This is a genomic window from Paenibacillus sp. FSL R5-0749 (assembly GCF_038595085.1).
Classification (GTDB): domain Bacteria; phylum Bacillota; class Bacilli; order Paenibacillales; family Paenibacillaceae; genus Paenibacillus.
The window spans coordinates 22,310-44,396 of record NZ_CP152005.1 but is presented as its reverse complement, the minus strand read 5'-3'; the positions used below and the strand labels follow the sequence as shown (position 1 = coordinate 44,396).

The window sequence follows — 22,087 nt, the reverse complement described above, 5'->3', positions numbered from 1 at the left end:
GGTTTATACGTCCAGTATGTCCAGTATGGCTGAATCGAACCCGTCTTTTTGATCATTTTACCAGGTTGTTTTACAACATTATCCGTTAAACTTCGCCATTGTTTGTTCAAATGTATGAGTCAAGCTATGCTCCAAGGCATCACATGTTTGCTCGATGGTCTGATCAAGGGCTTCCTTTTCTTTCTTCATGAATGTCGACAGTACATAATCGACAATGGCATGTCCTGGTTCAGGACGGGATATTCCCATGCGTACCCGGTTAAACTGCTGTGTACCGGTATGCTGAATGATGGACTTGATCCCATTATGCCCGCCAGCACTGCCTTGATAACGCAATCTGACTTTGCCAATCTCAGTATCCATGTCGTCGTATACAACAATCAGATCTTCAAGACTAACTTTATAAAAATCCATATACGCCCGAACTGATTCACCAGATAGGTTCATATAAGTCATTGGTTTAATCAGCACGGTTTTCACACCGCCAATATGGCCTTCTCCAATCAGCGCCTTACATTTACTCTGTGTAATGGAGATACTATGACGATCAGCCAACCGGTCGAGTGCCATAAAACCGATATTATGACGGGTTTTGGCATAGTTCGAGCCTGGATTTCCAAGTCCGACAATCCACTTCATCTTGTTCCCTCCTTCGGATTAGCCTGAGGTGAGGCATAGACTTCGAATGTTATATTTCATATAATATCAGGAAAGTAAAGTTACGATTTACTGTAGTATTCACAGTTAATATTTTATCAACCCAGGAAGGTGAGCGGGTTTTGCGCGAAGACAACGGACAACTGACTCAACATAGCGATTTTATCTATCATCTCGAATATCACGTACCTGTACAGGTATACGACCGCGACACCCATATTGAGATTGGACTCATCACCCGTTTTGATAATCAATTTGTCGAAATTGCCGATACACTTTTTCATCGGCGGCGTTTCCGATTTATCTCCCGCCCCGGGTATTAACCATATTAAGATGAACGAACCATTTTACACTGGACCATTGCGTGTGCAGAAACATCTTGCGGTGTAAATGAGTAGTTCAACTTATATGGATTGATCAGGGTCTATTTTTCACTTTTAATAAAACGGCACGCCGACAGGGGTTACATTTTCCATTGAACCGGAAAACGTAACCCCTCTACTACTTTATGCAGACGTCCTTATTCAATTTCAAACAGCTTGCTGATTGACAATTCCTCATGAACCCGGATAATGGCTTCTCCGAGCAAAGGCGCTACAGACAACACTTTGAGTTTGCTTGTCGGATTAGCATGCGTAATTGGAATGGTATCCGTTACGATGACTTCCTTCAATGGTGCATTCTCCAAACGTTCCATCGCAGGTCCGGACAATACCGGGTGAGTACAGCACGCGTATACTTCTTTTACGCCGCCTTCCATCAGAGCATTCGCTCCCAGTACAATCGTTCCCGCCGTGTCAATAATGTCATCGATCAAAATGGCTGTTTTGCCCTCGATATTACCAATAATGTTCATCACTTCGCTCACATTTGGCTCAGGACGACGTTTATCGATAATGGCCAGGGGTGCATTCAGGAAATCAGCCAGTTTACGTGCACGCACTACGCCACCGTGGTCAGGCGACACAACAACCGGATTTTCGATCTGTTTCGACCGGAAATATTGAGCCAGAATCGGCACGCCGAGCAAATGGTCAACCGGAATGTCGAAGAATCCCTGAATCTGCATTGCATGCAAGTCCATCGCGATGACACGCGTTGCACCCGCTTTTTCAATCAGGTTAGCAACCAGTTTCGCTGTAATTGGGTCACGCGAACGTGCCTTGCGATCCTGTCTTGCATAGCCGTAGTAAGGTATAACAACGTTAATCGTCTTGGCAGATGCCCGTTTGAGTGCATCAATCATCACGAGCATTTCCATCAGGTTATCATTAACCGGCAAGCAAGTGGACTGCACGATGTAAACGTGACAGCCCCGAACACTCTCGGAGAGTTTCACTTGAATCTCGCCATCACTAAAGCTGGTCGTGTGGGATTCCCCCATAGGGATCCCGATATAATCAGCAATTTGATGGGCAAGCTTGGGGTTAGAATTGCAAGTAAATATTTTTAATTTCGAATCAAAATAAGTCATAAAATAAAAACCCTCCGTGCTGGTTCATTGGAATCTATAAGCGTCTGCGACATGTCGGCACCTCCCGGATCTTCGGGAGGCAATCTTGTTATCAAAACCCCTTATTGGGGTTTGGCATTTTGTTTCTTGGCTTTGGCACGTCCGCGAATCTTCTCCGCATAACCAGGTTTATTCTCCTGACGTGGACGAGCAATGGCCAGATCATTCTCGGGAACGGAATGGGTAACGGTAGAGCCAGCAACGACATAAGCGCCTTTTCCTACCGTAATTGGTGCAATCAGATTGACGTTGCTACCTACGAAAGCATCATCTTCAATCGTCGTTACAGCCTTATTATAACCATCATAATTGACAGTTATTGCCCCGCATCCAACATTTACGTTTTTCCCTACTTTGGCATCCCCAATATAGCTGAGATGAGATACTTTGGAACCTTCGTCAATTGTAGCATTTTTCACTTCAACAAAGTCACCAATTTTTACGTTGCGACCCAGTTTAGTTCCTGGACGCAAATTAGCAAATGGACCAACCGTTGCATCAGAACCCACTTCGGCATTGGATAACACCGAATGTTTGATTGTAACTCCGTCCTGAATAACGCTGTCTTCCACATCTGCCTGAGGACCAATATGACATGCTTCGCCGATCGAAGTTGTGCCTTTGAGAATTGTCCCCGGATACAATACTGTATCTGCTCCAATCGTAACATCCGCTCCGATATATGTCGATGACGGATCAATGATTGTAACACCGTTCAACATATGACGTACAGCGAGACGTTCACGCATGAAGGCTTCTGCTTGCGAAAGTGCCAATCGATCGTTAACCCCGATGGATTCCGCGATGTCATCCGACATGTAAGCCTCAACCACATCTCCATCATTACGCAAAATGCCGATTACGTCTGTGAGATAATATTCTCCCTGAGCATTCTGGTTCGTTACTTTATCCAGCGCAGCGAACAATTTTGTATTATCGAAGCAGTATGTGCCTGTGTTAATCTCATTCACAGCATCTTCCTGTTCGTTGCAATCCTTTTGTTCTACGATCCGCTGTACGGAACCATCTTCTCCACGTATTACTCGGCCGTAGCCTTTGGGATTGTCCAACTGAGCCGTAAGTACTGTAGCTGCCGCCCCGCGACTCTCATTGTGATTCATCAGACCTTCCAATGTCTCACGAGTCACGAGCGGTGTATCCCCACAGACCACAATTGTGGATCCTGCTTCGCCACCAAGCAAGGATTTAACTTGCTGTACTGCATGTCCTGTGCCCAGTTGTTCCGCCTGGAGTGCATACTCCGCCTTGGAACCTAAAAATGACTGCACCGCTTCGGCACCATGGCCGACAACTACCACACTGCGTTCAACGCCTGCGCTGAGTGCTGCATCCAGCACATGTCCAACCATAGGTTTACCGCATACGGGATGCAGTACTTTGTACAATTTTGACTTCATTCGTTTGCCTTGCCCTGCGGCAAGAACGATTGCCATTCGTTTCAAAGTTAACGACCTCCTGTTCTGAAAAACCCATTGAAATGCATTGCTTATCTATATCCAATGAGTATCGTTCAGCCGGCTTCACGCCGGTCTTGTTCATCGCCTGCTGTCTCTGTAATCACACGTAACAACGCGGACACCAACGAAATGTGACCTATATGTATACGCCGTGTACCTGCGAGCTTAACCGAATCCCAATGATTCCTAAGATGCCGCCCTGCCACCAAGCGCACGATGCGCTTTTTGTTCTCTGCTAATAAACTCAATACTGAATATATCTTATTCCGATCAAAAAGAAAAGAGAGCCATAAGACATGGCTCTCTTTTCCTTCGAACCCCAATAATGTTCTCAGGCACCTTCTTCAATGACTTCTTCCTCAGTTGCAGCACGATCGTATTCAGTCAGAACTGCTGCCTGAATCTTCTCACGCGTACCGGAAGAGATCGGGTGGGCGATATCACGGAACTCTCCATCAGGAGTGCGCTTGCTCGGCATAGCAACAAACATTCCGTTGTTACCATCAATGACACGAATGTCATGAACGACGAATTCGTTATCGATGGTAATGGATGCGATAGCCTTCATTCTCCCCTCCGAGTTAACACGGCGGAGTCTGACATCCGTAATTTGCATGTGTGTGTTCACCACCTTTTTCCATCAGAACTTGGTGTATAATTCCACACGGCATATACGAACTCCTTCTTTTTATAACCATAAAAATTTCCTAATTTCAGGAATTTTTTTATTTAATACACAATTCGACAACGTTAGTGCCAGGTCGATGGAAAAGACCCTTTAACGACATAACATTCGTCATCTTTCTACAGGTCAAAATAGTTGCCAGGCTTGACGGAAATCTGTCTGCTCTTGGCATCAACCGCTGTCAGCTTCGCGAGAGATACGTAATCGGTTAACAGCCGTTCTTCTGAATCTACAGAACCAGATTCCACCAGTACCCCTACCCCGGCAACTGTAGCATTAAACTCGGCCAAAAGATCGATCATTCCTTGCACCGTACCCCCGGCCTTCATGAAGTCATCCACAATAAGTACTCTGGAATGCTCACGCATCGCCCTACGAGACAGGGACATGGTATGCAGACTTTTATGGGACCCGGATACATAATTGATACTTACGGCCGATCCTTCTGTAGCCTGATGGTCCCTGCGTACGAGCACGACAGGCAGGTTGAGCTGGGCTCCGGTCGCATAAGCCAGTGGAATTCCTTTGGTTTCTACCGTCATTACCACATCAATATTCATATTGCCAAAGGCCGTTGCAAAGATCTTGCCGGCTTCATTCATCAATGCGGGCTGACCAAGCAAGTCGGACATGTACAGGTATTCTCCAGGCAAGATCCGATCAGGTTGCGCGAGCTGGGTCGAGAGCCGTTCCGCAAATGCAAGTGCCAGTTCTCGGGATACCTTCGGAATCCACCTTACTCCCCCGGCTGCTCCAGCCAGTGTATGCAGTTCTCCTGAGCCACCTTCTTCGAACACTTCCTTGATAATCGCCAAATCTTCACTAATTGAAGACTTTGCGGCACCATAACGTTCGGCAAATGTGGTGAGCGGAATAACCGTATGCGGTCTGGACAATAAATATTGCGTCATTTCAACCAGCCTTGCGCTTCGTTTTAACTTCTTCACAGAGATCCATCCTCACGATCACGGAAACATCTAAATCCGAATAATTATTTAAAAATATACCACCTTTATACGTGTTTGTACATTATAAAAGCGAATTTCATGTCAACATACGTACAGCGTACACTTCTTTACAGAAACCACGCAGGCCATTGTATATCCGGGCAACCTTGGATTCTTTGGAGACCAGTCCAAATACCGTTGGACCACTACCGGACATCAACACACCGTCTGCGCCCAACCGAATCATGGCATCCTTCAGATGCTGAACTTCCGGATACAGCTTCAACGTTACATCTTCAAGCACATTGCCCATCTGGTCACAGACTTCCGTAAAGGATTGGTTGCGAATCGCCTGTTCCATTTTAGCCGCACTCGGATGACGAACAATCTTGTCACTGCGGAACCGTCCGTATACATCGGCCGTAGACACATTGATTGGAGGCTTGGCCAGAATTACCCAACATTGCGGCGGATTAGGAATAGGAGTCAATTTCTCACCACGACCTGTAGCGAGTGCAGTCCCTCCTGTGATACAGAATGGAACATCCGAACCGAGTTCAGCTCCAAGCTCCTGCAGTTCGTGATCCGGTATATTCAATCTCCACAGACGGTTCAATCCACGCAGAGCTGCTGCTGCATCACTGCTGCCTCCGGCAAGGCCGGCTGCAACTGGAATCTTTTTATCCAGATGAATATGGACGCCCGTACGTACGTTATAGCGCTCCTTAATCAGTCTGGCTGCCTGGAAAGCCAGATTCTTCTCGTCCAGCGGGATATAACCCGCCTGACTGGAGATGAAAATGGTATCTCGCGGCAGCTCCGACATTTCCAGCCGATCAGCAAGATCGACCATGGTCATGATCATTTCAACTTCATGGAATCCATCGCTTCTTTTATGTAAAACGTCCAGCATCAAATTAATTTTAGCAGGCGCTTTTTCGTAAATTTTCAAGGCGTTCACCCGTCCTCACCTTTTCCCTAAGACAACTTAACATATTATATCAAAATGGGGCTGTCAAGTCATTTCTATTCCGCATCTAAGGGGAAAAAGCGGGGTTGTCCCTGACGGATTTCCCCACTTTTCAATCTGCTTGAACCGGATTAAGATTTGCGGGCAGCCTGCTCAGCAAGTTGAATGGCTCTTTTCACCATGTTTCCTGCATCCTTGGCTTTGATTCCACCCCAACCTTCCTGTTGGACCGTATCATAGAAGCCCAGGTCTTTCGCGAGCTCATTCTTCAGATCCTCGGACATGACACTTCTTCTTCTGCGACTCATGAACCATCCTCCTCCAAAGTATCCATCATAATGTAATGAGTTCGTTCACGTTTTGGACATCTTGCATCAGGCCAATTGAAGTTTCCTTCATTGCTTAAGAAACTGCTCTTCACCTGTCCATATAGTATGCCGCGACCACCCCTCACTCATTCCTGCGTATGTATGGGTTACCTTAGAAGATAAATGGGTGATTTTGTAGACATAAAAAAGCGATCCACCCAAGGGGCGAATCGCCTGTACAACGATACTTACGTCTCCATATAGGAGCTATGCGTCTGGCTGCCCGGGTCAAAAACCATGACTTCCACCGATTCCGTAAGTATATCCGCATAACTATAAGATACTCGCTTGAAGGTTTCTTGCTCTTCATCAAGCTTAACAATAAAAACAGAAGGGTACGTTTCTTCCAATACACCCGTACGCTCAATGGTCTTACGGCGGCCACCATTAGCCCGCAGCATAATCTTCTGACCAATATGTGCATCGAGATTGCGTTTGATATCCAACAGCGTGTTTTTAGCCATTGTCGACGACCACCTCTTTTCTTGTCCATTATACCGGATTTTACAGTCATTGTCAAATCAAAACTAATTATTATATCAGCATCAAAAAGTTGTTGTCAATGAATTTTTTTGCAAACAAAAAAAGCCCCAAATTGGGACTTTAAATGGCCTACATCAGACTGCCGACGGGTTCACTTTTAGCGTAGATAAATCATTCAGCCCCGGCAGGCCTACCCGGTAGCTCCCCCGTGTCTCTACACCACCCACACCTTGGCTACCACTGATCGTATTGTGCAGCACATCATTCATGTTGACCGTTTCCCGTACCGATGTGAAGGAAGCCTTGGCTGCCACGTAGACCGGGTCAAGTGCATGAATGAGGATTCTGCCTGGAGAACTGGCAAAGTTCGCTCCAGCGCGCAGCAGTGCCTCAAAATGGGACTGACAGGCCCCTGCCACAATAGTGAGTGCATCCAGATGGCGTTCATATTGTCTGGCCACCTGAATGGCCGCCACAAAATTTTGCGAGTTCTTATAACTACCAAGACTATATAAGTCATAGGGCTGACGTGTCTTTAACACCCCGTCATGACCCGTAATGACCACGATATCTGGACGTACTTTGGGTAATAAACGGTATAAGGTATCTGCCATTGCCGATTCATGAACGTATTGTCCCTCTGCGGGAACACGAAGTTGCTCATAGAGATCCATACTTTTTTTCAAATAGTTCGGATCACCATCCAGATGAAGCACCTTTCCCGGCATTTCAAAATAAGCCGGCTCCTGTTGAGCAGACCAGTCCTGTACCAGACCTTCACGATTCCGCTCAGCCTGTTCCATACGAATCTGTTGCAGGCGGGAAAGGGTCTGATGTGCTTTAATATGCGCCTGTCTGGTCTTGGCGCTTTGCGGTTCGTAAGGAACCTGTATCAAATCGTCCACTGGGGAATCGGCAAGCAGCCGGAACTCAGTCCCTTTAATGACCGCAGCATCCAACTGAAGGCCTTCCACCCGAAAAGTCACATCGCCGCCGTATGACTTCCGAACGACCAAGTCTCCGATATTCATCAACGTAATCACCTCTACCCCATCGTATGGGCAGAGACCCGGTTTGGTTCATTCGAATTTTATAATGCTGCGCGTACCCCTGCTTCCCACATTACGGTGCTGAGTGTAGCATACTCCTGCAGACTTAACGTCTCTCCGCGTCGGGATGGTTGGATACCTGCCTGCTCTAGCAGAATGTCTGCCTGTTCCCGGTTCTCCTTTGTGAAGAAACGAGCCTTCAGGTTGTTCGAGATTGTTTTTCTCCGCTGGGCAAAAGAAGCCTGTACCACTTCGAAGTAGTGTGCTTCATCGGGAATCTCAACTGGTGGTTGCTCACGCACCTTCAGCTTAATGACAGCTGATTCCACATTAGGTTGGGGAATGAAGACCGTCGGTGGCACAATACACACAAGCTCAGGAATACTGTAGTACTGAACTGCGATGCTCAGACTGCCGTAGTCTTTCGATCCCGGTGCAGCAGCCATGCGTTCAGCCACTTCTTTTTGGATCATGACAACAATGCTGTCCACTGGCAGCTTCTCTTCCAACAGTTTCATCATAATTGGAGTCGTTACATAATAAGGCAGGTTAGCCACAACACTGACTTTGTCCACCGATGCAAAATCGCTTTGGAACAGTTCAGCCAGATCAAGCTTCAGCACATCACCATGATGCACACGTACATTCGGATAAGGCTGCATCACTTCTCCCAGAATGGGAATCAAGCGCTGATCAATCTCTACGGCTGTGACAGGACCCGCTACCCGGGCCAATCGTTCCGTAAGGGCTCCAATACCCGGTCCGATCTCTAAAGCGCCCTTGGACTCGTCCAAATCGGCTGCATTAACAATTTTGTTCAGTATATTTTGATCGATCAAAAAGTTCTGACCTAGACTTTTCTTAAATGAGAATCCGTGTCTTTGAATAATTTCTTTGGTTCGCTTGGGCGTTGCAATTTCTATCGTCTCTTCCATATCCTTCATATGCTCACAATCCTTCACGTTCAATTTGCGCTAATGCTGTAGAGAACTCTTCCCGTGTAATCTGAAATACACCGAGACGTTTGTGGAACTGCTTACCGTTACAATATCCGATACCCAGCAGATTGCCCATCTCCATGCGACGTGCCGCAGCCTGCGGATGCACAATAAGTCCTGCCGCGATCAGGTCCTCCCAATCGATCAGGCTAGGAGCGCCTTCGTATGAAGTATGTACGCGTGCCAGAGCATGACGGATCGCCTCCGGTGAGGCATTCTCCACCCCAATATCCCCTTTGCGTGTGGCATCGGCTTCCGGAATGAAAGCATGTTTGCAACCAGGCACCTTATTCGCAATGATTTTACGAATGCGTTCGCCGGCATGATCCGGATCTGTCAGTACAATGACTCCCCGTCTCTCCTGAGCAAGCGCAATCCGCTTCAGAATGCGTTGGTTGATGGCTGATCCACCTGTTTCTATGGTATCGGCTTCCACAGCCCGACGGATGGCTACCGTATCATCACGGCCTTCCACCACAATGACTTCTTTTATCATGTTCCATTTCTTCCTTTCTAACGCAAAAAGAAGAGGAATATCCTCTTCTCTGCCAAACGGCGGGGGAGACTGAATTCAGACCCCTCCGCCGCATATTCCGCATGAATCATTCATGCAACTATTTTATAGCATTCCCATTTCAAAGTAAAACGATTTTAGTTCGCTTCCGGCTTCACCGGACCGATCACGTAGACCGTCTTGCCTTTCTTGCGTCCAAAATTCAGGGCATGCTTCACACTGTCATAATATACGTCAATTTTGTTGCCTTTAATGGCACCGCCTGTATCTTCCGCACGACGGAATCCCAGACCTTCGATATATACCCACCAGCCAATTGGAATGACTTTGGGATCAACCGCGATGGTGCGCCCTTCCGTTACACGAGTACCGGAAGCTGTTTTGGTTCCAATGCCAGGCTCTTCGGAAGAGTAGGCAGTCATGGATACATTCTTAAGTACTTTGGAATATTTAAAAGAAGTCCCGGATACGGTAATCACTTTGCTGCCCGAGGCAGATGTTTTCTTCGAGTTCGTTGTTGTAGCCTTCTTCGTTGTTGAAGTTTGAGCTGATACGGTCTGAATCTCTGGTTTTTTCACAACAGGTTTTGCTTTGGTGCCGACAGCAATCACTTTATCTACACGATTATTCGCGACAGATTTGCCGACCATTTTTTTGGAGACCAATTCTCCATCCTGAAATACCTTTTCGATGTGCTGTACAAGTGTGCCTTCTTTGCCGTTCACAACGACACGGTTATCCCCTTTGTACAAGCTAGGGTCAGCCGTTTTAATTACTTTGTAAGCGATTGGTTGTTCTACATCCACTGTACGCTTTGTTACGCGCACTACACGGATCTTCATATCTGCTTTGATCGCAGTTCCAAGCGCCGGATACACCTTATCATTACTTTCAACTTGAATACCTGATTTTTGAATTGCATCTTCTACGGATGAATCCGTTGTATACAGAGTCTTGGTGTCTCCGTCTGCCGTAATGTTAACTGGAACGGCCCGCTCAATAACGATTCGGTCTCCATCTGTAATCGCCCCGTTCATGGACATGGATACCTTGTCGTGAGGGCTGACTGTGATCGACTGCTCCTCCAGCATTTCCTGAAGCATTCCTGTACGAGTCTCTACCACCTGAGCTTTGCCATCAATAACCAGTGAAATTTGTTTCCCGGCCTGACCGTAAACGACTAACAAGATCATGATTGTAAGCGCAATTGAGAAAATCGCGATCAATGCCATTTGACGCATGTTCTCATGCTTCCACCGCAACGCGAAAGACTTACTGGATGATCGTGACTCATGGGTCTCTTCTGGTTGGAATGTGCCCACTTCTCCGTCCTCCTTCATAGCCTCGCCGTCTAAAGTAACGCATGATGTCTTTGACGTGACTATACCAAATTTTCTACAGAACACAGATCGGACCAACTGATCGGTTCTGCACCATGAATCAATCTTCGCAACATGATGTCATCCTCCTGAATACCTACCGTATGATGACAACATTTCTTTTATTCAAAAACAAAAAAGCCAAAGAAAGAGTGTAAGAGGAACTCTTTCGTGGCTTCCGAATGATTTTGAATATCGGAAATTCATGCACGAGGTTGCCTCTCTTTTTCCGCTTGCGAGGTTAGCTGTCGGGTTCGGGCGAAAGAGAGCCGCCCTATCTTGGGTCACCCGCTCATGGCGGACGCCCTTGAATTCACCCCGAGACCCAAAGAAGAAATCAAATACGGCTTCGCAGTTCCCTTCGCTGCTTTTGGGTCAGCGAACGTTGCGCATCGGCCAAATACACCGATGTTTAAGCCCTATTGGTTCCCCCGCTCTCCGTTAACGGAGACTCAGCGAGACTGATTCATGAAAGTAATGTTGTTTCATCGGAAAGTGTCCCTTTGTTCATCCCCCGAACATCTGTCCAATTTTCCGCACAACAATTCACTGAAAAGATGATATCCTGTTTTGATGCATGTTGTAAAGCGTTGATCAAGTACGTTTTTCTGAATATTTGGTTAAAATATTGTAATATTCTTGATTTATTTGGATCAAAGGGCAAATTAACTCCGCTTACCTGCCTTTTTCACCTCATTTGCTCGTTTTTTTAACGAATTCCAAATCGTTCCATGGCATTTTTGGTGGTTATTGCAGCAATTTCCTCCACCGAAATGCCTTTAATTTCCGCAGCTGCCTCTGCAACCAGACGTACATGCGCTGTCTCATTTCGTTTCCCGCGATAAGGGTGAGGTGTCAAATACGGAGCATCGGTTTCAATGAAAAATCGGTCCATCGGAACCTTCGCTAGCACCTCTTTGGGTTGCTTTGCGTTTTTGAATGTAATCGGTCCTCCGAAGGAGAGATGGAAACCCATATCGAGACAACTTTTTGCTGTTTCCCAGCTGCCAGAGAACGAATGCATCACACCACCAACTTCACTCGCCTTCTCTTCACGCAAAATTCTTATGATATCCTCATGTGCATCCCGATTATGGATGACAATCGGCATGTTCACTTCACGCGCCAAGGCAATTTGTTGTCGTAATACGCGATGCTGTATTTCCTTCGGTGAAGTATCCCAGTGATAATCCAATCCAATCTCACCGATTGCCACCACTTTTTCATGCTTGCATAAAGATGCAATCCACTCCAAATCCCCTTCCTGCATTGTGATCGCATCTACGGGATGCCAACCTACAGCTGCATATATAAAGTCATACGTTTCAGCGAGTTTCATTGTGGTTGGAATTGTCTCCCGGTTAAAGCCAATGTTGATCATGCGACCAACTCCTGCATCCACAGCACGCTGAATCATGTCCTCGCGGTCCTCGTCGAATTGTGGTGCATCCAGATGTGTATGTGTGTCGAACAGCATCATGTCTGTATCTCCCTTCATGTCGAAATAACGACTATCTTCTTTTGAAATTTTAATTGGTGAAATTCAAATTTTTCAATGACTCATACATAAAACATTTTGGGCAATCTGTATATTACATCATTACGTTTGTTTCTTCACAACTACAATATATAGAAGATATAAGGATATTCTGATCTACATATTGCTGATTGTGCTAACTTTGCCTACTTGTATTTACAAAATTATGTCGATCTACATATACTCCCCATTAAAGCAGATTACTGTATCATGAAAAATAGCTCTTTTTGAAAGTCTTTTGATATCTAAATTCTTCATTGGATTATACCCACACGATTACAAGAAATAGGGGCGTATATGTGACGGTAATTCATGAATAATCGCATCCACCTTGTTTTGCGGGTAATACAAATGATGTTTCCCCCGGTGAAGCCCGCTGATGGAACGGACAATGTCAGATACTTCTGACAACTCACGTAAATTGTCCTGTCGATCCAGAAGAAGAATCTGCTTATCCGTGGATTCATCCGGACGAAAAACATCATACGGATTATCGGAAGGAAAATCAATTTCAAGATCATATTCGGGATCAAGGCCTGCCTGTACAAAAGCCTCCCGAATCTCTTCTATTATTGTCAAGTCGACCTGTTCAAGCTCTACATACTTATATAACTTGCGATCCATAAAACGTTCGCATAACTCACTCAGAACAGTATCGTCCTCCTTTCGCCACTGTGTAAATGCCGTCTGAATTAATGCTTCATCCAACTGCAAATATTCATCTACGGATAATTCTCCTGCAAATAATTGAGGGAGTGGATCAATCATGAAGCGAAATTGAAAATCATGCTGTATGAGTGTTTTTGCTCGCTTGAATATTTGCCGCAATAGAATTTCAGAACTACGAGTTACCGGATGGAAGTAAATCTGCCAATACATCTGATACCTAGACATGAGGTAATCCTCCACAGCATGCATGCCTGACTCCTTGACTACAATTCGTCCATGATAGGGACGCAGCATCCGAAGGATGCGATCAAGGTCAATCGTGCCGTAATTTACACCTGTAAAATAAGCATCCCTAAGCAAATAGTCCATTCGGTCTGCATCAAGCGGGCTGGTCACCAAGTTCACCACAATCGGCTTTTCGTACGTTTTTTGAATGACAGATGCCACTTTCTCAGGAAAATCAGGAGCATACCGTCTTAAGATCGCCCCTACTTCGGTATCACCTGTAATAATGCGACAAGTCCAATCTTCGTGATTCATGTCAAAAGCTTCCTCGATGGAGTGAGAGAATGGACCATGCCCGAGATCATGAAGCAGAGCTGCACACAGAGCTACAATCTTTTCTTCCTTCGGCCAATCTGAATAATGACTTCTTTCAAATTGAGAAATGATCTTGCGTGTAATTTCATAAACACCTAGTGAATGTGAGAACCGGCTATGTTCTGCTCCGTGAAAAGTAAGGTAAGAAGTACCGAGTTGGCGAATCCGGCGTAAACGCTGAAATTCCGGGGTGTTAATTAACTGCCATATAACCGGATCTTGCACGTGGATATAATTATGTACCGGATCTTTGAATACTTTCTCTTCCGTTAGTCGTTGTTCCATGTCGATTCACTCCTTTAATTTCTTTTATATTAACGCTTTGAGCTCCACGATTCACCTAAGATTCGACACTTTATGACGAACTTTGTCGAATAACGTAGTTTTGTCGTTTTCCAAATCGACAAACTTGGCATTGTTGTTTAAATGCGAAAAAAGGCTGCCAATCCCTTACCACCAGTAACCTTGTGAAAAACAGCCTTAATTTTAAGCTAATTTTAAGGTTGACTGTTTTGGGAATCGTTGGTATGATGAGTATCATAAAACATAAAATAATGTCGAATAATGACAATGATAGTTAGCTGAGAGGAGCACTGATTATAATGATGAAATCAACAGGTATTGTAAGAAAAGTGGACGAACTGGGACGGGTAGTTATTCCAATCGAATTGCGCCGTACGCTCGGTATTGGTGAAAAAGATGCTCTGGAAATCTATGTTGACGGCGAGCGCATCATGTTGAAAAAATATGAGCCTGCTTGTATCTTCTGTGGTAATGCAGAGAACGTTACTTACTTCAAAGGTAAAATTGTTTGTAACGAATGTATTTCCGAAATCCCTGCACCTGTGACAAAATAAGAAAAACCAGGTATACTGGACTTATCTAAATTGTTATTTCTAACCTTTTTAATATTCCTTAATAGCCTTCCCGGTGTGAACCCCACCGCGGAAGGTATTTTTTTGCCCTGTTATGGGTTCTATTACCCAAAAACTACATGAATGTTGAATATAAGGTCCTTTTCAGGTTATGTTCCCCATAACAGAAGATATTGGGTTAGATTGGCTACTCGATTAACGCATTATATACATCCCGCTTCGTCAGACCACGATCCGTTGCCGTTTTTTTCATCGCATCTTTGCGGTTATATCCTTCACCCTCATAATGCCTGACATGATCCGCAAGTGACATCAGCTGCCACCATGCTTCGCGCTCAGCCTTACGCTCCTCTTCCTTAATACCTTCCACCAGCAAACAGTACTCGCCAAGAGGTGGATGCTCTTCAAGCCAGTCTATGCATTCCTTCACAGTACCCCTTGCGAATTCCTCATGACGCTTGGTTAGTTCACGAGCCAGGACAATGGAGCGATCACCCAGAATTTCTTCGAGGTGGACTAATGTTTTCCGAATACGGTGAGGTGATTCATAAAATAACAAAGTCCCGTTGGATTCGTCAAAAGCCTCCAGCACTTTTCGCATGTCCTTTTTCTCCCGCGGCAAAAAACCGCCGAATGTAAAACGCTCCGTCGGTAATCCGGACACGATCAGAGCAGACAATGCAGCATTGGGTCCAGGGATGGGAATGACCGTTATTCCGGCTTCCAGTGCAAGCTGTACAAGGTCGGATCCCGGGTCTGAAATGGCTGGCAGACCAGCATCACTGACGAGTGCCAAATTTTTTCCTTCTATTATATAGCGTATCAGTTCAGGTCCACTTGCCCCCTTGTTATGCTCATGATAACTAAACAGCATCGAAGGTGTAATTTCAAAATGAGTGAGTAGCTTCCGGGTCTGTCGTGTGTCTTCTGCTGCAATGATGTCACAACTCTGCAATGTCTTGATGGCTCGGAAGGTCATATCCTCCAGATTACCAATGGGTGTTCCAACCAGATACAGCTTGCCTGATCCTTCAAGCTGCTCCGCATAGCTTTTCTGAATATGCAAAGTCATCTATAGTCCTCCTTTCGTAGTACGCTCAGCATGTTGCTGGCCATAGTAAATATCCATAATCTCTTCGCAGTATTTCCCCTCTTCATTGTAGACAATGAGTGGAGGAAGCATCCTTACTTCCGGTTTACCATCTTTCATGCCTTCAATTAATACCATGTTGGCTTCCAGATGAGCACGGGGATGTACCATCCGAATTCGTTTCGGCTCCAGCTTATACTCACGCATGAGCGAGATAATCTCTGCAAGTCGCTGTGGACGATGAACCATCGATATTTTGCCGCCATTACGTACAAGTCGACTGCAAGCCTGGATCACTTCTTCCAAGGTACACCCGATCTCATGACGTGCCATTGCCTGATGTGTGTTCATTTTGAGGTCACTGCCATTCAGGGGCATATAAGGGGGGTTTACCGTTATTGCATCGTATACAGCATGTCCCGTTTCTTTCACCAATTCTCGCAAATCACCTTCACGAATCATAATCGATTCGTCCAGTGCATTTAATTTAACGCTGCGACGAGCCATATCCGCCAAACGAGGTTGAATTTCGATTCCCTCCAGACTAGCCTGTGTACGCGTTGTAAGCAAAATGGGAACTACCCCGTTACCTGTACACAAATCAAGTATACGACCGCGTTTAGGTACGGAAGCAAATCGGGCTAACAATACCGCATCCATCGAAAAACTGAACACTTCATCACTTTGAATGATTCTTAAATCATGAGAGAGTAGATCATCAATCCGCTCTGACTCATGCAACACGACTTCATTTGCTTTCATATGGTACGCTCATCCTCCGGTACTCTATATCTCATGCTTGTTAAGTTTAGGTTTGTAACCTTGAAAAAAAACCGTAGGGGATCCCTACGGTCACTTCATTTATTCAAAAAAGACAGGCAGAACAGACAATCGCCTTCCGTCCGCAGATGTCCATAATAGACATTGCAGATATGGAAGCCTTCGTGATACAACCGAGCCAGGTTATCATACCCTTCACCCACAACGTCTTCACCTGTAGCCGGACCTGCTGGTCTTGCTACGGGAGCGAGTGCTGAGGAGATTGGCAGATCTGCCGGAGCCTCACGTTTGAGCAATTTGCGTAATTGCTCATTCTCGATGGTAAGCCGCTGATTATCCTCAAGCAGCTCCTTCACAATCATTTTTAACTCTCCTAAATCACCGTGCAACTGACCCAGTTGGGTTTCCATTTCATGAATGTGCGTAAACAGATTTTTCTTTTCCAAGTTTCCACCCCGAAGCAACCTTTATGGTTTACTTGATAACGACGTCATCCAGCGGAAGTTCTTTGACTTTACTGATGTCGAACAGTTGAACATGGACTGTGCGGCTACCGGCATTAATTCCGACAACTTTTCCTTCACCCAACGAGGTGACGACCAATTTGCCTACAGCTGGCAGTTCTTCTCTCACACTTTCATAGTTATCATGCTCAAATTTCAGACAGCACATGAGTCTTCCGCACAACCCTGAAATTTTCGTCGGATTCAGTGACAGGCTCTGATCTTTAGCCATCTTGATTGATACCGGCTCAAAGTCTCCCAGCCAGGAAGAACAACACAATACACGGCCGCAAGGTCCGATACCGCCAAGCATCTTCGCTTCATCACGTACACCAATCTGTCTCAGCTCGATTCGTGTCCGGAATATGCTTGCCAGATCCTTGACCAGCTCCCGGAAATCGACTCTTCCTTCAGCTGTAAAATAAAATATGATTTTATTGCGATCAAACGTAAATTCCACATCGACCAGCTTCATTTTGAGGCCATGGTCTTTGATTTTATTTAAACAAGTACCGAATGCTTCCTTCGCTGCACGCTTATTTTCATCAACCACACGGGCATCGGTCTCGCCCGCAACGCGGATGACTTTCTTCAGCGGCAACACCACATCGGACTCGCCCACTTCCTTCTTACCAACGACAACCTTACCGTACTCTACCCCCCGCGCTGTCTCCACGATAACGCAGTTTTCTTTCTCAATGGGAAGGTCCAGGGGATCGAAGTAATAAATTTTGCCCGCTTTTTTGAAACGGACACCCACTACACTGTACAAAAAATTAACCCCCTTGTAAGCCAACCCCACTTCGTCTGAAGCCCCGTCTTCTTAGGGAACCGGCCGAAGTTATAACCGTTTGCATATGATTGGAACTAACTTATCCCTCTCCCAGTCTTATGCCAAACCGATCAAAAATTGCTCCAGACAAAGCTGGCCATTGACGTTAAAACGCAATTTTTTTCTGCATGCTGCGGCCAGATCCATATAGGAAACCCACTGTTCTGTGCTGCGGGTATGTGCCAACTGAGATAGCATGTCTAACTGATCTATAAAAACGATATGTTCATGCCTACCGTACTGAACATACAGCATGTCCCTAAACCATAGATGGAACAAACTGAGTAACATGTCCAGGTGTTCAGAGAGTCCGGTTTTAAAAAGCTTCTGCTGTGCAGAGATCAATGATGTACTTCCTCTACCCAGGGACTCCTTCCCTAATTGTAACATTACGTTTCTAATTTCTGCAAACCAATTCTGCTGGAGAATTTCTCTACATGCTTCCAATCCTGACGCTAAATGGACGGCAGAGCGAGCCAGATTGGCAGGGTGCCCTTCCTCAATTAGTGATTGCAGCATCTCTTCCGGATTCAGTGCACTGAACGGCACCAATTGGGAGCGTGAACGAATCGTAGGCAACATGGCCTGTCCATTATCTGTAATCAGGATGCCAACTGCCGGTACCTGCGGTTCCTCCAGAAATTTCAACAGACTGTTTGCTGCCTGCACCGTCATTTTCTCGGCTTGTTCTATAATATATACTTTGGGATGACCTGCCTCTGATCGGTATGAAAAGATACGCTGCAGATCCCGGATTTGATCTATTTTAATGTTGTTTCCATCTGGTGCAAGCATGGTTAGATCCGGATGGTTACCATGATCCACCTTACGACATTCAAGACACTGCCCGCACGCGTCATCTTCAAGTTCTGTACAGAAGATTGCCTTGGCAAAGGTAATTGCCGTCTTCCGTTGCCCGCTTCCCGCTGGACCGCTAAATAAATACGCGTGGCTTATTGCCTGACGTCTCAAACTGCTTTGTAACATTTGCTTGGCCGCTTGTTGACCCATAATCTGTTGAAAGGACATACTTCCTCCTCAGAAGCTTAAATTAATAAGCATCCCCCGAATTTCGCCTACTTGTTGCAATAGAGAGATTTTTCCTTCTTCTGTATCCAGCAATTCATCTGCCATGGATAACAGAGCGGAGTCAATTTCATCAATAAGCTTATAACGCTTGCCTCTGCCACGACGATCCCAACCCCTTGTCTCTTTCATGGATACACCGCGACGAACGGTCTCTTCCAGGAACCTTTTAACAAGTTGCTTATACGCCTTCAGTTCACGAATCGTCATGGAACGTGCCAGGCGATCACCTTGAAGCTGGATTTCACTAAACCGGCGATTCAGTTCAGCTTGTGAGGCCCGTTCACCCTGGTGGTTCATCATATCAGAGAAATTTTTGGATTGAACCGGTTTGGAGCCTGAATCAGTAGAACTGATCCCGCTCTGAATCGGTCTGAATCCAGGATTGATTTTCATGGATACGCCCGCTTTCTATCAAAGTTAGCTAATCGCCCATCAGCACAGTGCGCGTTGCGCCTGTGCGTGAGGATGAGGCTTCTATATATGCTGATCACACTCTATATAAATGGTAGATATACATCACCATTAAGGACTTGTTGTTTGTAGTCAACCTCTTTCCGAATGAGCATTCCCCAGCTAGAAAATGTTCATTCGGAAAGAGTGTGCCAATTCTTATGATCAAAAAAGGCGGTTCCATAAGTGGCACACACGAACTTCTTTTAAATCTGCTTGCATCCATCGTTTCCAACATGCTATTGATCATGAAAGACCCTCATGGGATGATTCATGCAAAAAGTTTAGAAGTGTTCGAAGCGATCTACCGGGAGAACAAATACAGTAGCTCCACCTACTTGAACTTCAACAGGTAGCGGCAGGTAAGAGTCGGTTGTTCCACTCATCGGTGTGACCGGAGTCACGAGCTGTTCACGAACCTTACAGCTGCTGCGAATGACGTTCATTACGGACTCGACTTGACCATCATCGACACCGATCATAAACGTCGTGTTGCCTGCCTTCAAAAATCCACCCGTACTGGCCAACTTCGTTGCCCGAAAGTTTGCTTTGACCAATGCGCTGGATAATCGGTTGCTGTCTTTATCCTGTATAATCGCAACAATCAGTTTCATCCTGCATAACCTCCTTCAGAATAAGCACCTTTATTAAATGCCCTGTCTATATATTAGACAATTACTCGTCAAAATCCTTCAAAATCCCTGTCTCCAGCGACAAAATCATCGCTGCCAAGACATCCTCCTGCTTCATGGAAGCATCAATAACTCTGATTCGTTCCGGGAACTGCTCTTTTAATAGGAAATAACCCTCTCGCACTTTATGGTGAAACTCCAGATTCTCCAGATCCAGACGGTTCACCTCGCGGCCATCATGAGCGTCGATCCGTGCAAGCCCCAATTCAGGCTCGATGTCCAGATATAAGGTCACATCCGGCATAAGATCACCGATCGCAAAGCGATTAATAGCCCATACATTCTCTATCCCGAGTCCACGGGCATATCCTTGATAGACCAGACTGCTATCGACAAATCGGTCACAGATGACTGCTTTTCCAGCTTTCAGCGCAGGCTCTACCTTCTCCGCCAGATGCTGGCTGCGTGCAGCTGCATACAATAGCGCTTCGGTTCGAGCATCCATTGCCGTATGAAGAGGGTCCAGGATAATTGAACGTATTTTCTCCGCAATCTCAATTCCGCCAGGCTCTCGCGTAACTACGTAAGGTAGACCCCGTTCTTCAAAATAAGAACCTATTCTACCAATCATCGTTGTTTTACCGGAACCCTCTCCCCCTTCCAGCGTAATGAATTTACCTCTGCCCTGCATATGCTTCCCTGCTTTCTATGTCGATAATTGCATCTATTGCTGCTGTAATTGAAAATGCTTTGACCCTCTTGCTACAGGATATGATATCCCCCGCCCAGAGGTGTATAGCTACAGCTATATCGTTACGTATTAATAACACCAAGATCATACAAGCTTGTTTCTTTCTATAATACTATAGGTCAGCAGTTACTCCAACATGAACAACAAAGTAAAGCGTCAACCGTAGATGATCCATACCCATAATGGAAGCATCATTGATCCGGCAATAGCACTTACAATCATGGATACTGAACTGAGGGCTACAGCATTCTCTCCATATTCAACAGACCTTGCCATGCCGAGGGCATGAGATGCTGAACCCAATCCAATTCCGTAGGCATGTTTACTGCGGACTTTGGCCCATTTCAGGAGCATCGGCCCCAGTAATATCCCAGAGAATCCTGCAATCATCACAAACAGCGATGTGAATGAGGCATTCCCTCCAACCTGATTAGCAAGTTGAATAGCAACAGGAGTCGTCACGGATTTTGGCAATAAAGCAATGACCATCTCTTGAGGATACCCCAGAAGAATGGCGATTAAAGCACCTGTGGACACCCCTGTAATACTGCCTCCGATCGTTCCGCCCACAATTGGAATGATATTTTGCTTCAGCACATGCAGATGTCTGGACAAGGGAAACGCGAGAGATACAACTGCTGGGCCCAAGAGTTCCTGTATCCATTTGCCACCTAGCATATACGTTTCCAGCTTGATACCGGAAATCACCAAGATCAGGATCAGGATGGCAGTCGTTGTGAGTACAGGCATAAGTATCGGCCATTTCAGCCTTTTATATAGACGAGTGGCTGGAATATATACAGCGATAGTTAGCGCGATCATTCCAATTCCGAGGATGAATGCTGACAAGTGATCGCCTCCTTTTTACCTGTATGAGACGATCTCCATATCATGAGCCACTCACTTAATTTGGCAGATATCAGACATGTGATTAATGTGCTAACGATCAAACCAAGGACTAATAATAATGTGTTAGCTCTAAAAAAATCAAAATGATTAATGATGCCCACAGTAGGTGGAATGAACAATAATTGCAAATGGGATTGAAGCCACGTTGACCCTTCTTCTCCCCAGCTCATTTTGACCCATCCCAGTTGAATGGCAATGAACAAAACCAGCATACCCACAATACTTCCTGTTAACGGTAGATGTAATAGAGTTTGAATGAGGTTGCCAATCCAGTAAAAACCGTACATTAACAAAACTTGCAGGACTATTCCTGTATATTTTTTTAGCGG

Annotated in this window: 27 protein-coding genes and 1 riboswitch; of the genes, 2 read left to right on the top strand and 25 right to left on the bottom strand. The window is 45.6% G+C overall.

Going from position 1 to position 22,087, the window contains the following annotated elements; all coding sequences use genetic code 11:
- Window positions 1–78: 78 nt before the first annotated feature.
- Window positions 79–639 carry an aminoacyl-tRNA hydrolase gene (pth, locus tag MKY85_RS00215; RefSeq protein WP_253428882.1) on the bottom strand — a complete coding sequence of 187 codons (561 nt, stop codon included), beginning with the start codon at window positions 637–639 and terminating at the stop codon, window positions 79–81.
- Between the two features lie 140 nt (window positions 640–779).
- Here pth and MKY85_RS00210 point away from each other — a divergent pair, with 140 nt between their 5' ends.
- Window positions 780–980 (top strand): hypothetical protein, encoded by a 201-nt coding sequence (locus MKY85_RS00210; protein ID WP_024633712.1) that lies wholly within the window; start codon window positions 780–782, stop codon window positions 978–980.
- A gap of 197 nt (window positions 981–1,177) precedes the next feature.
- On the opposite strand, the gene MKY85_RS00205 is transcribed toward MKY85_RS00210, so the two are convergent.
- From MKY85_RS00205 to MKY85_RS00140, 14 genes are all read right to left on the bottom strand, one after another.
- The gene (locus MKY85_RS00205; protein ID WP_017691370.1) at window positions 1,178–2,131 is read right to left on the bottom strand and encodes a ribose-phosphate diphosphokinase; all 954 of its coding nucleotides are present in this window, start codon (window positions 2,129–2,131) and stop codon (window positions 1,178–1,180) included.
- A gap of 101 nt (window positions 2,132–2,232) precedes the next feature.
- Window positions 2,233–3,633: a bifunctional UDP-N-acetylglucosamine diphosphorylase/glucosamine-1-phosphate N-acetyltransferase GlmU gene (gene glmU, locus MKY85_RS00200; protein ID WP_342571526.1), complete on the bottom strand. Its 1,401-nt coding sequence runs from the start codon at window positions 3,631–3,633 to the stop codon at window positions 2,233–2,235.
- 68 nt (window positions 3,634–3,701) lie between these two features.
- The gene (locus tag MKY85_RS00195; RefSeq protein ID WP_339238927.1) at window positions 3,702–3,896 is read right to left on the bottom strand and encodes a hypothetical protein; all 195 of its coding nucleotides are present in this window, start codon (window positions 3,894–3,896) and stop codon (window positions 3,702–3,704) included.
- 83 nt (window positions 3,897–3,979) lie between these two features.
- The gene (spoVG, locus tag MKY85_RS00190; RefSeq protein WP_017691372.1) at window positions 3,980–4,264 is read right to left on the bottom strand and encodes a septation regulator SpoVG; all 285 of its coding nucleotides are present in this window, start codon (window positions 4,262–4,264) and stop codon (window positions 3,980–3,982) included.
- A 188-nt stretch (window positions 4,265–4,452) separates the two neighbouring features.
- On the bottom strand, window positions 4,453–5,280 hold the full coding sequence (gene purR, locus MKY85_RS00185; protein ID WP_017691373.1) for a pur operon repressor: 828 nt from the start codon (window positions 5,278–5,280) through the stop codon (window positions 4,453–4,455).
- Window positions 5,281–5,377: 97 nt separating this feature from the next.
- Complete coding sequence (gene ispE, locus MKY85_RS00180) at window positions 5,378–6,232, bottom strand: 4-(cytidine 5'-diphospho)-2-C-methyl-D-erythritol kinase (RefSeq protein ID WP_026081373.1); 855 nt, start codon at window positions 6,230–6,232, stop codon at window positions 5,378–5,380.
- A 149-nt stretch (window positions 6,233–6,381) separates the two neighbouring features.
- Window positions 6,382–6,558, bottom strand: coding sequence for a small, acid-soluble spore protein, alpha/beta type (locus MKY85_RS00175; RefSeq protein WP_017691375.1), 177 nt, complete (start codon window positions 6,556–6,558; stop codon window positions 6,382–6,384).
- Window positions 6,559–6,806: 248 nt separating this feature from the next.
- Window positions 6,807–7,082, bottom strand: coding sequence for a Veg family protein (locus tag MKY85_RS00170; RefSeq protein WP_053778931.1), 276 nt, complete (start codon window positions 7,080–7,082; stop codon window positions 6,807–6,809).
- Window positions 7,083–7,235: 153 nt separating this feature from the next.
- Complete coding sequence (gene yabG / locus MKY85_RS00165; protein ID WP_339238925.1) at window positions 7,236–8,132, bottom strand: sporulation peptidase YabG; 897 nt, start codon at window positions 8,130–8,132, stop codon at window positions 7,236–7,238.
- A gap of 59 nt (window positions 8,133–8,191) precedes the next feature.
- Window positions 8,192–9,094 carry a 16S rRNA (adenine(1518)-N(6)/adenine(1519)-N(6))-dimethyltransferase RsmA gene (gene rsmA, locus MKY85_RS00160; protein ID WP_339238924.1) on the bottom strand — a complete coding sequence of 301 codons (903 nt, stop codon included), beginning with the start codon at window positions 9,092–9,094 and terminating at the stop codon, window positions 8,192–8,194.
- 4 nt (window positions 9,095–9,098) lie between these two features.
- Entirely contained in the window at window positions 9,099–9,644 is a 546-nt protein-coding gene (rnmV, locus tag MKY85_RS00155; protein WP_150364162.1) for a ribonuclease M5, read from the bottom strand.
- A gap of 155 nt (window positions 9,645–9,799) precedes the next feature.
- A complete protein-coding gene (locus MKY85_RS00150) occupies window positions 9,800–10,984 on the bottom strand; it encodes a ubiquitin-like domain-containing protein (RefSeq protein ID WP_339258163.1) in 1,185 nt (394 codons plus the stop codon).
- A gap of 271 nt (window positions 10,985–11,255) precedes the next feature.
- A riboswitch (cyclic di-AMP (ydaO/yuaA leader) is annotated at window positions 11,256–11,509 on the bottom strand.
- 241 nt (window positions 11,510–11,750) lie between these two features.
- Window positions 11,751–12,521, bottom strand: coding sequence for a TatD family hydrolase (locus MKY85_RS00145; RefSeq protein ID WP_339238920.1), 771 nt, complete (start codon window positions 12,519–12,521; stop codon window positions 11,751–11,753).
- Between the two features lie 333 nt (window positions 12,522–12,854).
- Window positions 12,855–14,132, bottom strand: coding sequence for an HD domain-containing protein (locus MKY85_RS00140; protein ID WP_339238919.1), 1,278 nt, complete (start codon window positions 14,130–14,132; stop codon window positions 12,855–12,857).
- A 317-nt stretch (window positions 14,133–14,449) separates the two neighbouring features.
- On the opposite strand from MKY85_RS00140, the gene MKY85_RS00135 reads away from it, so the two are divergent.
- The gene (locus MKY85_RS00135; protein WP_024633700.1) at window positions 14,450–14,704 is read left to right on the top strand and encodes an AbrB/MazE/SpoVT family DNA-binding domain-containing protein; all 255 of its coding nucleotides are present in this window, start codon (window positions 14,450–14,452) and stop codon (window positions 14,702–14,704) included.
- A gap of 205 nt (window positions 14,705–14,909) precedes the next feature.
- Here MKY85_RS00135 and rsmI read toward each other — a convergent pair whose 3' ends face one another.
- From rsmI to MKY85_RS00085, 10 genes are all read right to left on the bottom strand, one after another.
- On the bottom strand, window positions 14,910–15,794 hold the full coding sequence (gene rsmI, locus MKY85_RS00130) for a 16S rRNA (cytidine(1402)-2'-O)-methyltransferase (protein ID WP_342571525.1): 885 nt from the start codon (window positions 15,792–15,794) through the stop codon (window positions 14,910–14,912).
- Complete coding sequence (locus MKY85_RS00125; RefSeq protein ID WP_342571524.1) at window positions 15,795–16,574, bottom strand: tRNA1(Val) (adenine(37)-N6)-methyltransferase; 780 nt, start codon at window positions 16,572–16,574, stop codon at window positions 15,795–15,797.
- A gap of 95 nt (window positions 16,575–16,669) precedes the next feature.
- Window positions 16,670–17,038 (bottom strand): DNA replication initiation control protein YabA, encoded by a 369-nt coding sequence (gene yabA / locus MKY85_RS00120; protein ID WP_017691386.1) that lies wholly within the window; start codon window positions 17,036–17,038, stop codon window positions 16,670–16,672.
- 28 nt (window positions 17,039–17,066) lie between these two features.
- On the bottom strand, window positions 17,067–17,867 hold the full coding sequence (locus MKY85_RS00115) for a stage 0 sporulation family protein (RefSeq protein ID WP_053778939.1): 801 nt from the start codon (window positions 17,865–17,867) through the stop codon (window positions 17,067–17,069).
- Window positions 17,868–17,984: 117 nt separating this feature from the next.
- Entirely contained in the window at window positions 17,985–18,956 is a 972-nt protein-coding gene (holB, locus tag MKY85_RS00110) for a DNA polymerase III subunit delta' (RefSeq protein WP_342571523.1), read from the bottom strand.
- A 9-nt stretch (window positions 18,957–18,965) separates the two neighbouring features.
- A complete protein-coding gene (locus MKY85_RS00105; protein WP_017691389.1) occupies window positions 18,966–19,409 on the bottom strand; it encodes a YaaR family protein in 444 nt (147 codons plus the stop codon).
- A gap of 341 nt (window positions 19,410–19,750) precedes the next feature.
- Complete coding sequence (locus MKY85_RS00100) at window positions 19,751–20,080, bottom strand: cyclic-di-AMP receptor (RefSeq protein ID WP_017691391.1); 330 nt, start codon at window positions 20,078–20,080, stop codon at window positions 19,751–19,753.
- A gap of 61 nt (window positions 20,081–20,141) precedes the next feature.
- A complete protein-coding gene (gene tmk / locus MKY85_RS00095; RefSeq protein ID WP_342571522.1) occupies window positions 20,142–20,789 on the bottom strand; it encodes a dTMP kinase in 648 nt (215 codons plus the stop codon).
- Window positions 20,790–21,005: 216 nt separating this feature from the next.
- A complete protein-coding gene (locus tag MKY85_RS00090; protein WP_339258157.1) occupies window positions 21,006–21,698 on the bottom strand; it encodes an LrgB family protein in 693 nt (230 codons plus the stop codon).
- On the bottom strand, window positions 21,668–22,045 hold the full coding sequence (locus tag MKY85_RS00085; protein WP_342573236.1) for a CidA/LrgA family protein: 378 nt from the start codon (window positions 22,043–22,045) through the stop codon (window positions 21,668–21,670). Before MKY85_RS00085 ends, MKY85_RS00090 begins: the two co-directional genes overlap by 31 nt.
- Between the last annotated feature and the right edge of the window lie 42 nt (window positions 22,046–22,087).

Excerpts from the sequence above, each read along its gene's own strand:
- pth (WP_253428882.1), bottom strand. The coding sequence starts at position 639 with ATGAAGTGGATTGTCGGACTTGGAAATCCAGGCTCGAACTATGCCAAA.
- MKY85_RS00205 (WP_017691370.1), bottom strand. The coding sequence starts at position 2,131 with ATGACTTATTTTGATTCGAAATTAAAAATATTTACTTGCAATTCTAAC.
- spoVG (WP_017691372.1), bottom strand. The coding sequence starts at position 4,264 with ATGCAAATTACGGATGTCAGACTCCGCCGTGTTAACTCGGAGGGGAGA.
- MKY85_RS00175 (WP_017691375.1), bottom strand. The coding sequence starts at position 6,558 with ATGAGTCGCAGAAGAAGAAGTGTCATGTCCGAGGATCTGAAGAATGAG.
- MKY85_RS00170 (WP_053778931.1), bottom strand. The coding sequence starts at position 7,082 with ATGGCTAAAAACACGCTGTTGGATATCAAACGCAATCTCGATGCACAT.
- yabG (WP_339238925.1), bottom strand. The coding sequence starts at position 8,132 with ATGAATATCGGAGACTTGGTCGTTCGGAAGTCATACGGCGGCGATGTG.
- rsmA (WP_339238924.1), bottom strand. The coding sequence starts at position 9,094 with ATGAAGGATATGGAAGAGACGATAGAAATTGCAACGCCCAAGCGAACC.
- rnmV (WP_150364162.1), bottom strand. The coding sequence starts at position 9,644 with ATGATAAAAGAAGTCATTGTGGTGGAAGGCCGTGATGATACGGTAGCC.
- MKY85_RS00145 (WP_339238920.1), bottom strand. The coding sequence starts at position 12,521 with ATGATGCTGTTCGACACACATACACATCTGGATGCACCACAATTCGAC.
- MKY85_RS00140 (WP_339238919.1), bottom strand. The coding sequence starts at position 14,132 with ATGGAACAACGACTAACGGAAGAGAAAGTATTCAAAGATCCGGTACAT.
- MKY85_RS00135 (WP_024633700.1), top strand. The coding sequence starts at position 14,450 with ATGATGAAATCAACAGGTATTGTAAGAAAAGTGGACGAACTGGGACGG.
- rsmI (WP_342571525.1), bottom strand. The coding sequence starts at position 15,794 with ATGACTTTGCATATTCAGAAAAGCTATGCGGAGCAGCTTGAAGGATCA.
- MKY85_RS00125 (WP_342571524.1), bottom strand. The coding sequence starts at position 16,574 with ATGAAAGCAAATGAAGTCGTGTTGCATGAGTCAGAGCGGATTGATGAT.
- holB (WP_342571523.1), bottom strand. The coding sequence starts at position 18,956 with ATGTCCTTTCAACAGATTATGGGTCAACAAGCGGCCAAGCAAATGTTA.
- MKY85_RS00105 (WP_017691389.1), bottom strand. The coding sequence starts at position 19,409 with ATGAAAATCAATCCTGGATTCAGACCGATTCAGAGCGGGATCAGTTCT.
- MKY85_RS00100 (WP_017691391.1), bottom strand. The coding sequence starts at position 20,080 with ATGAAACTGATTGTTGCGATTATACAGGATAAAGACAGCAACCGATTA.
- tmk (WP_342571522.1), bottom strand. The coding sequence starts at position 20,789 with ATGCAGGGCAGAGGTAAATTCATTACGCTGGAAGGGGGAGAGGGTTCC.
- MKY85_RS00085 (WP_342573236.1), bottom strand. The coding sequence starts at position 22,045 with ATGTACGGTTTTTACTGGATTGGCAACCTCATTCAAACTCTATTACAT.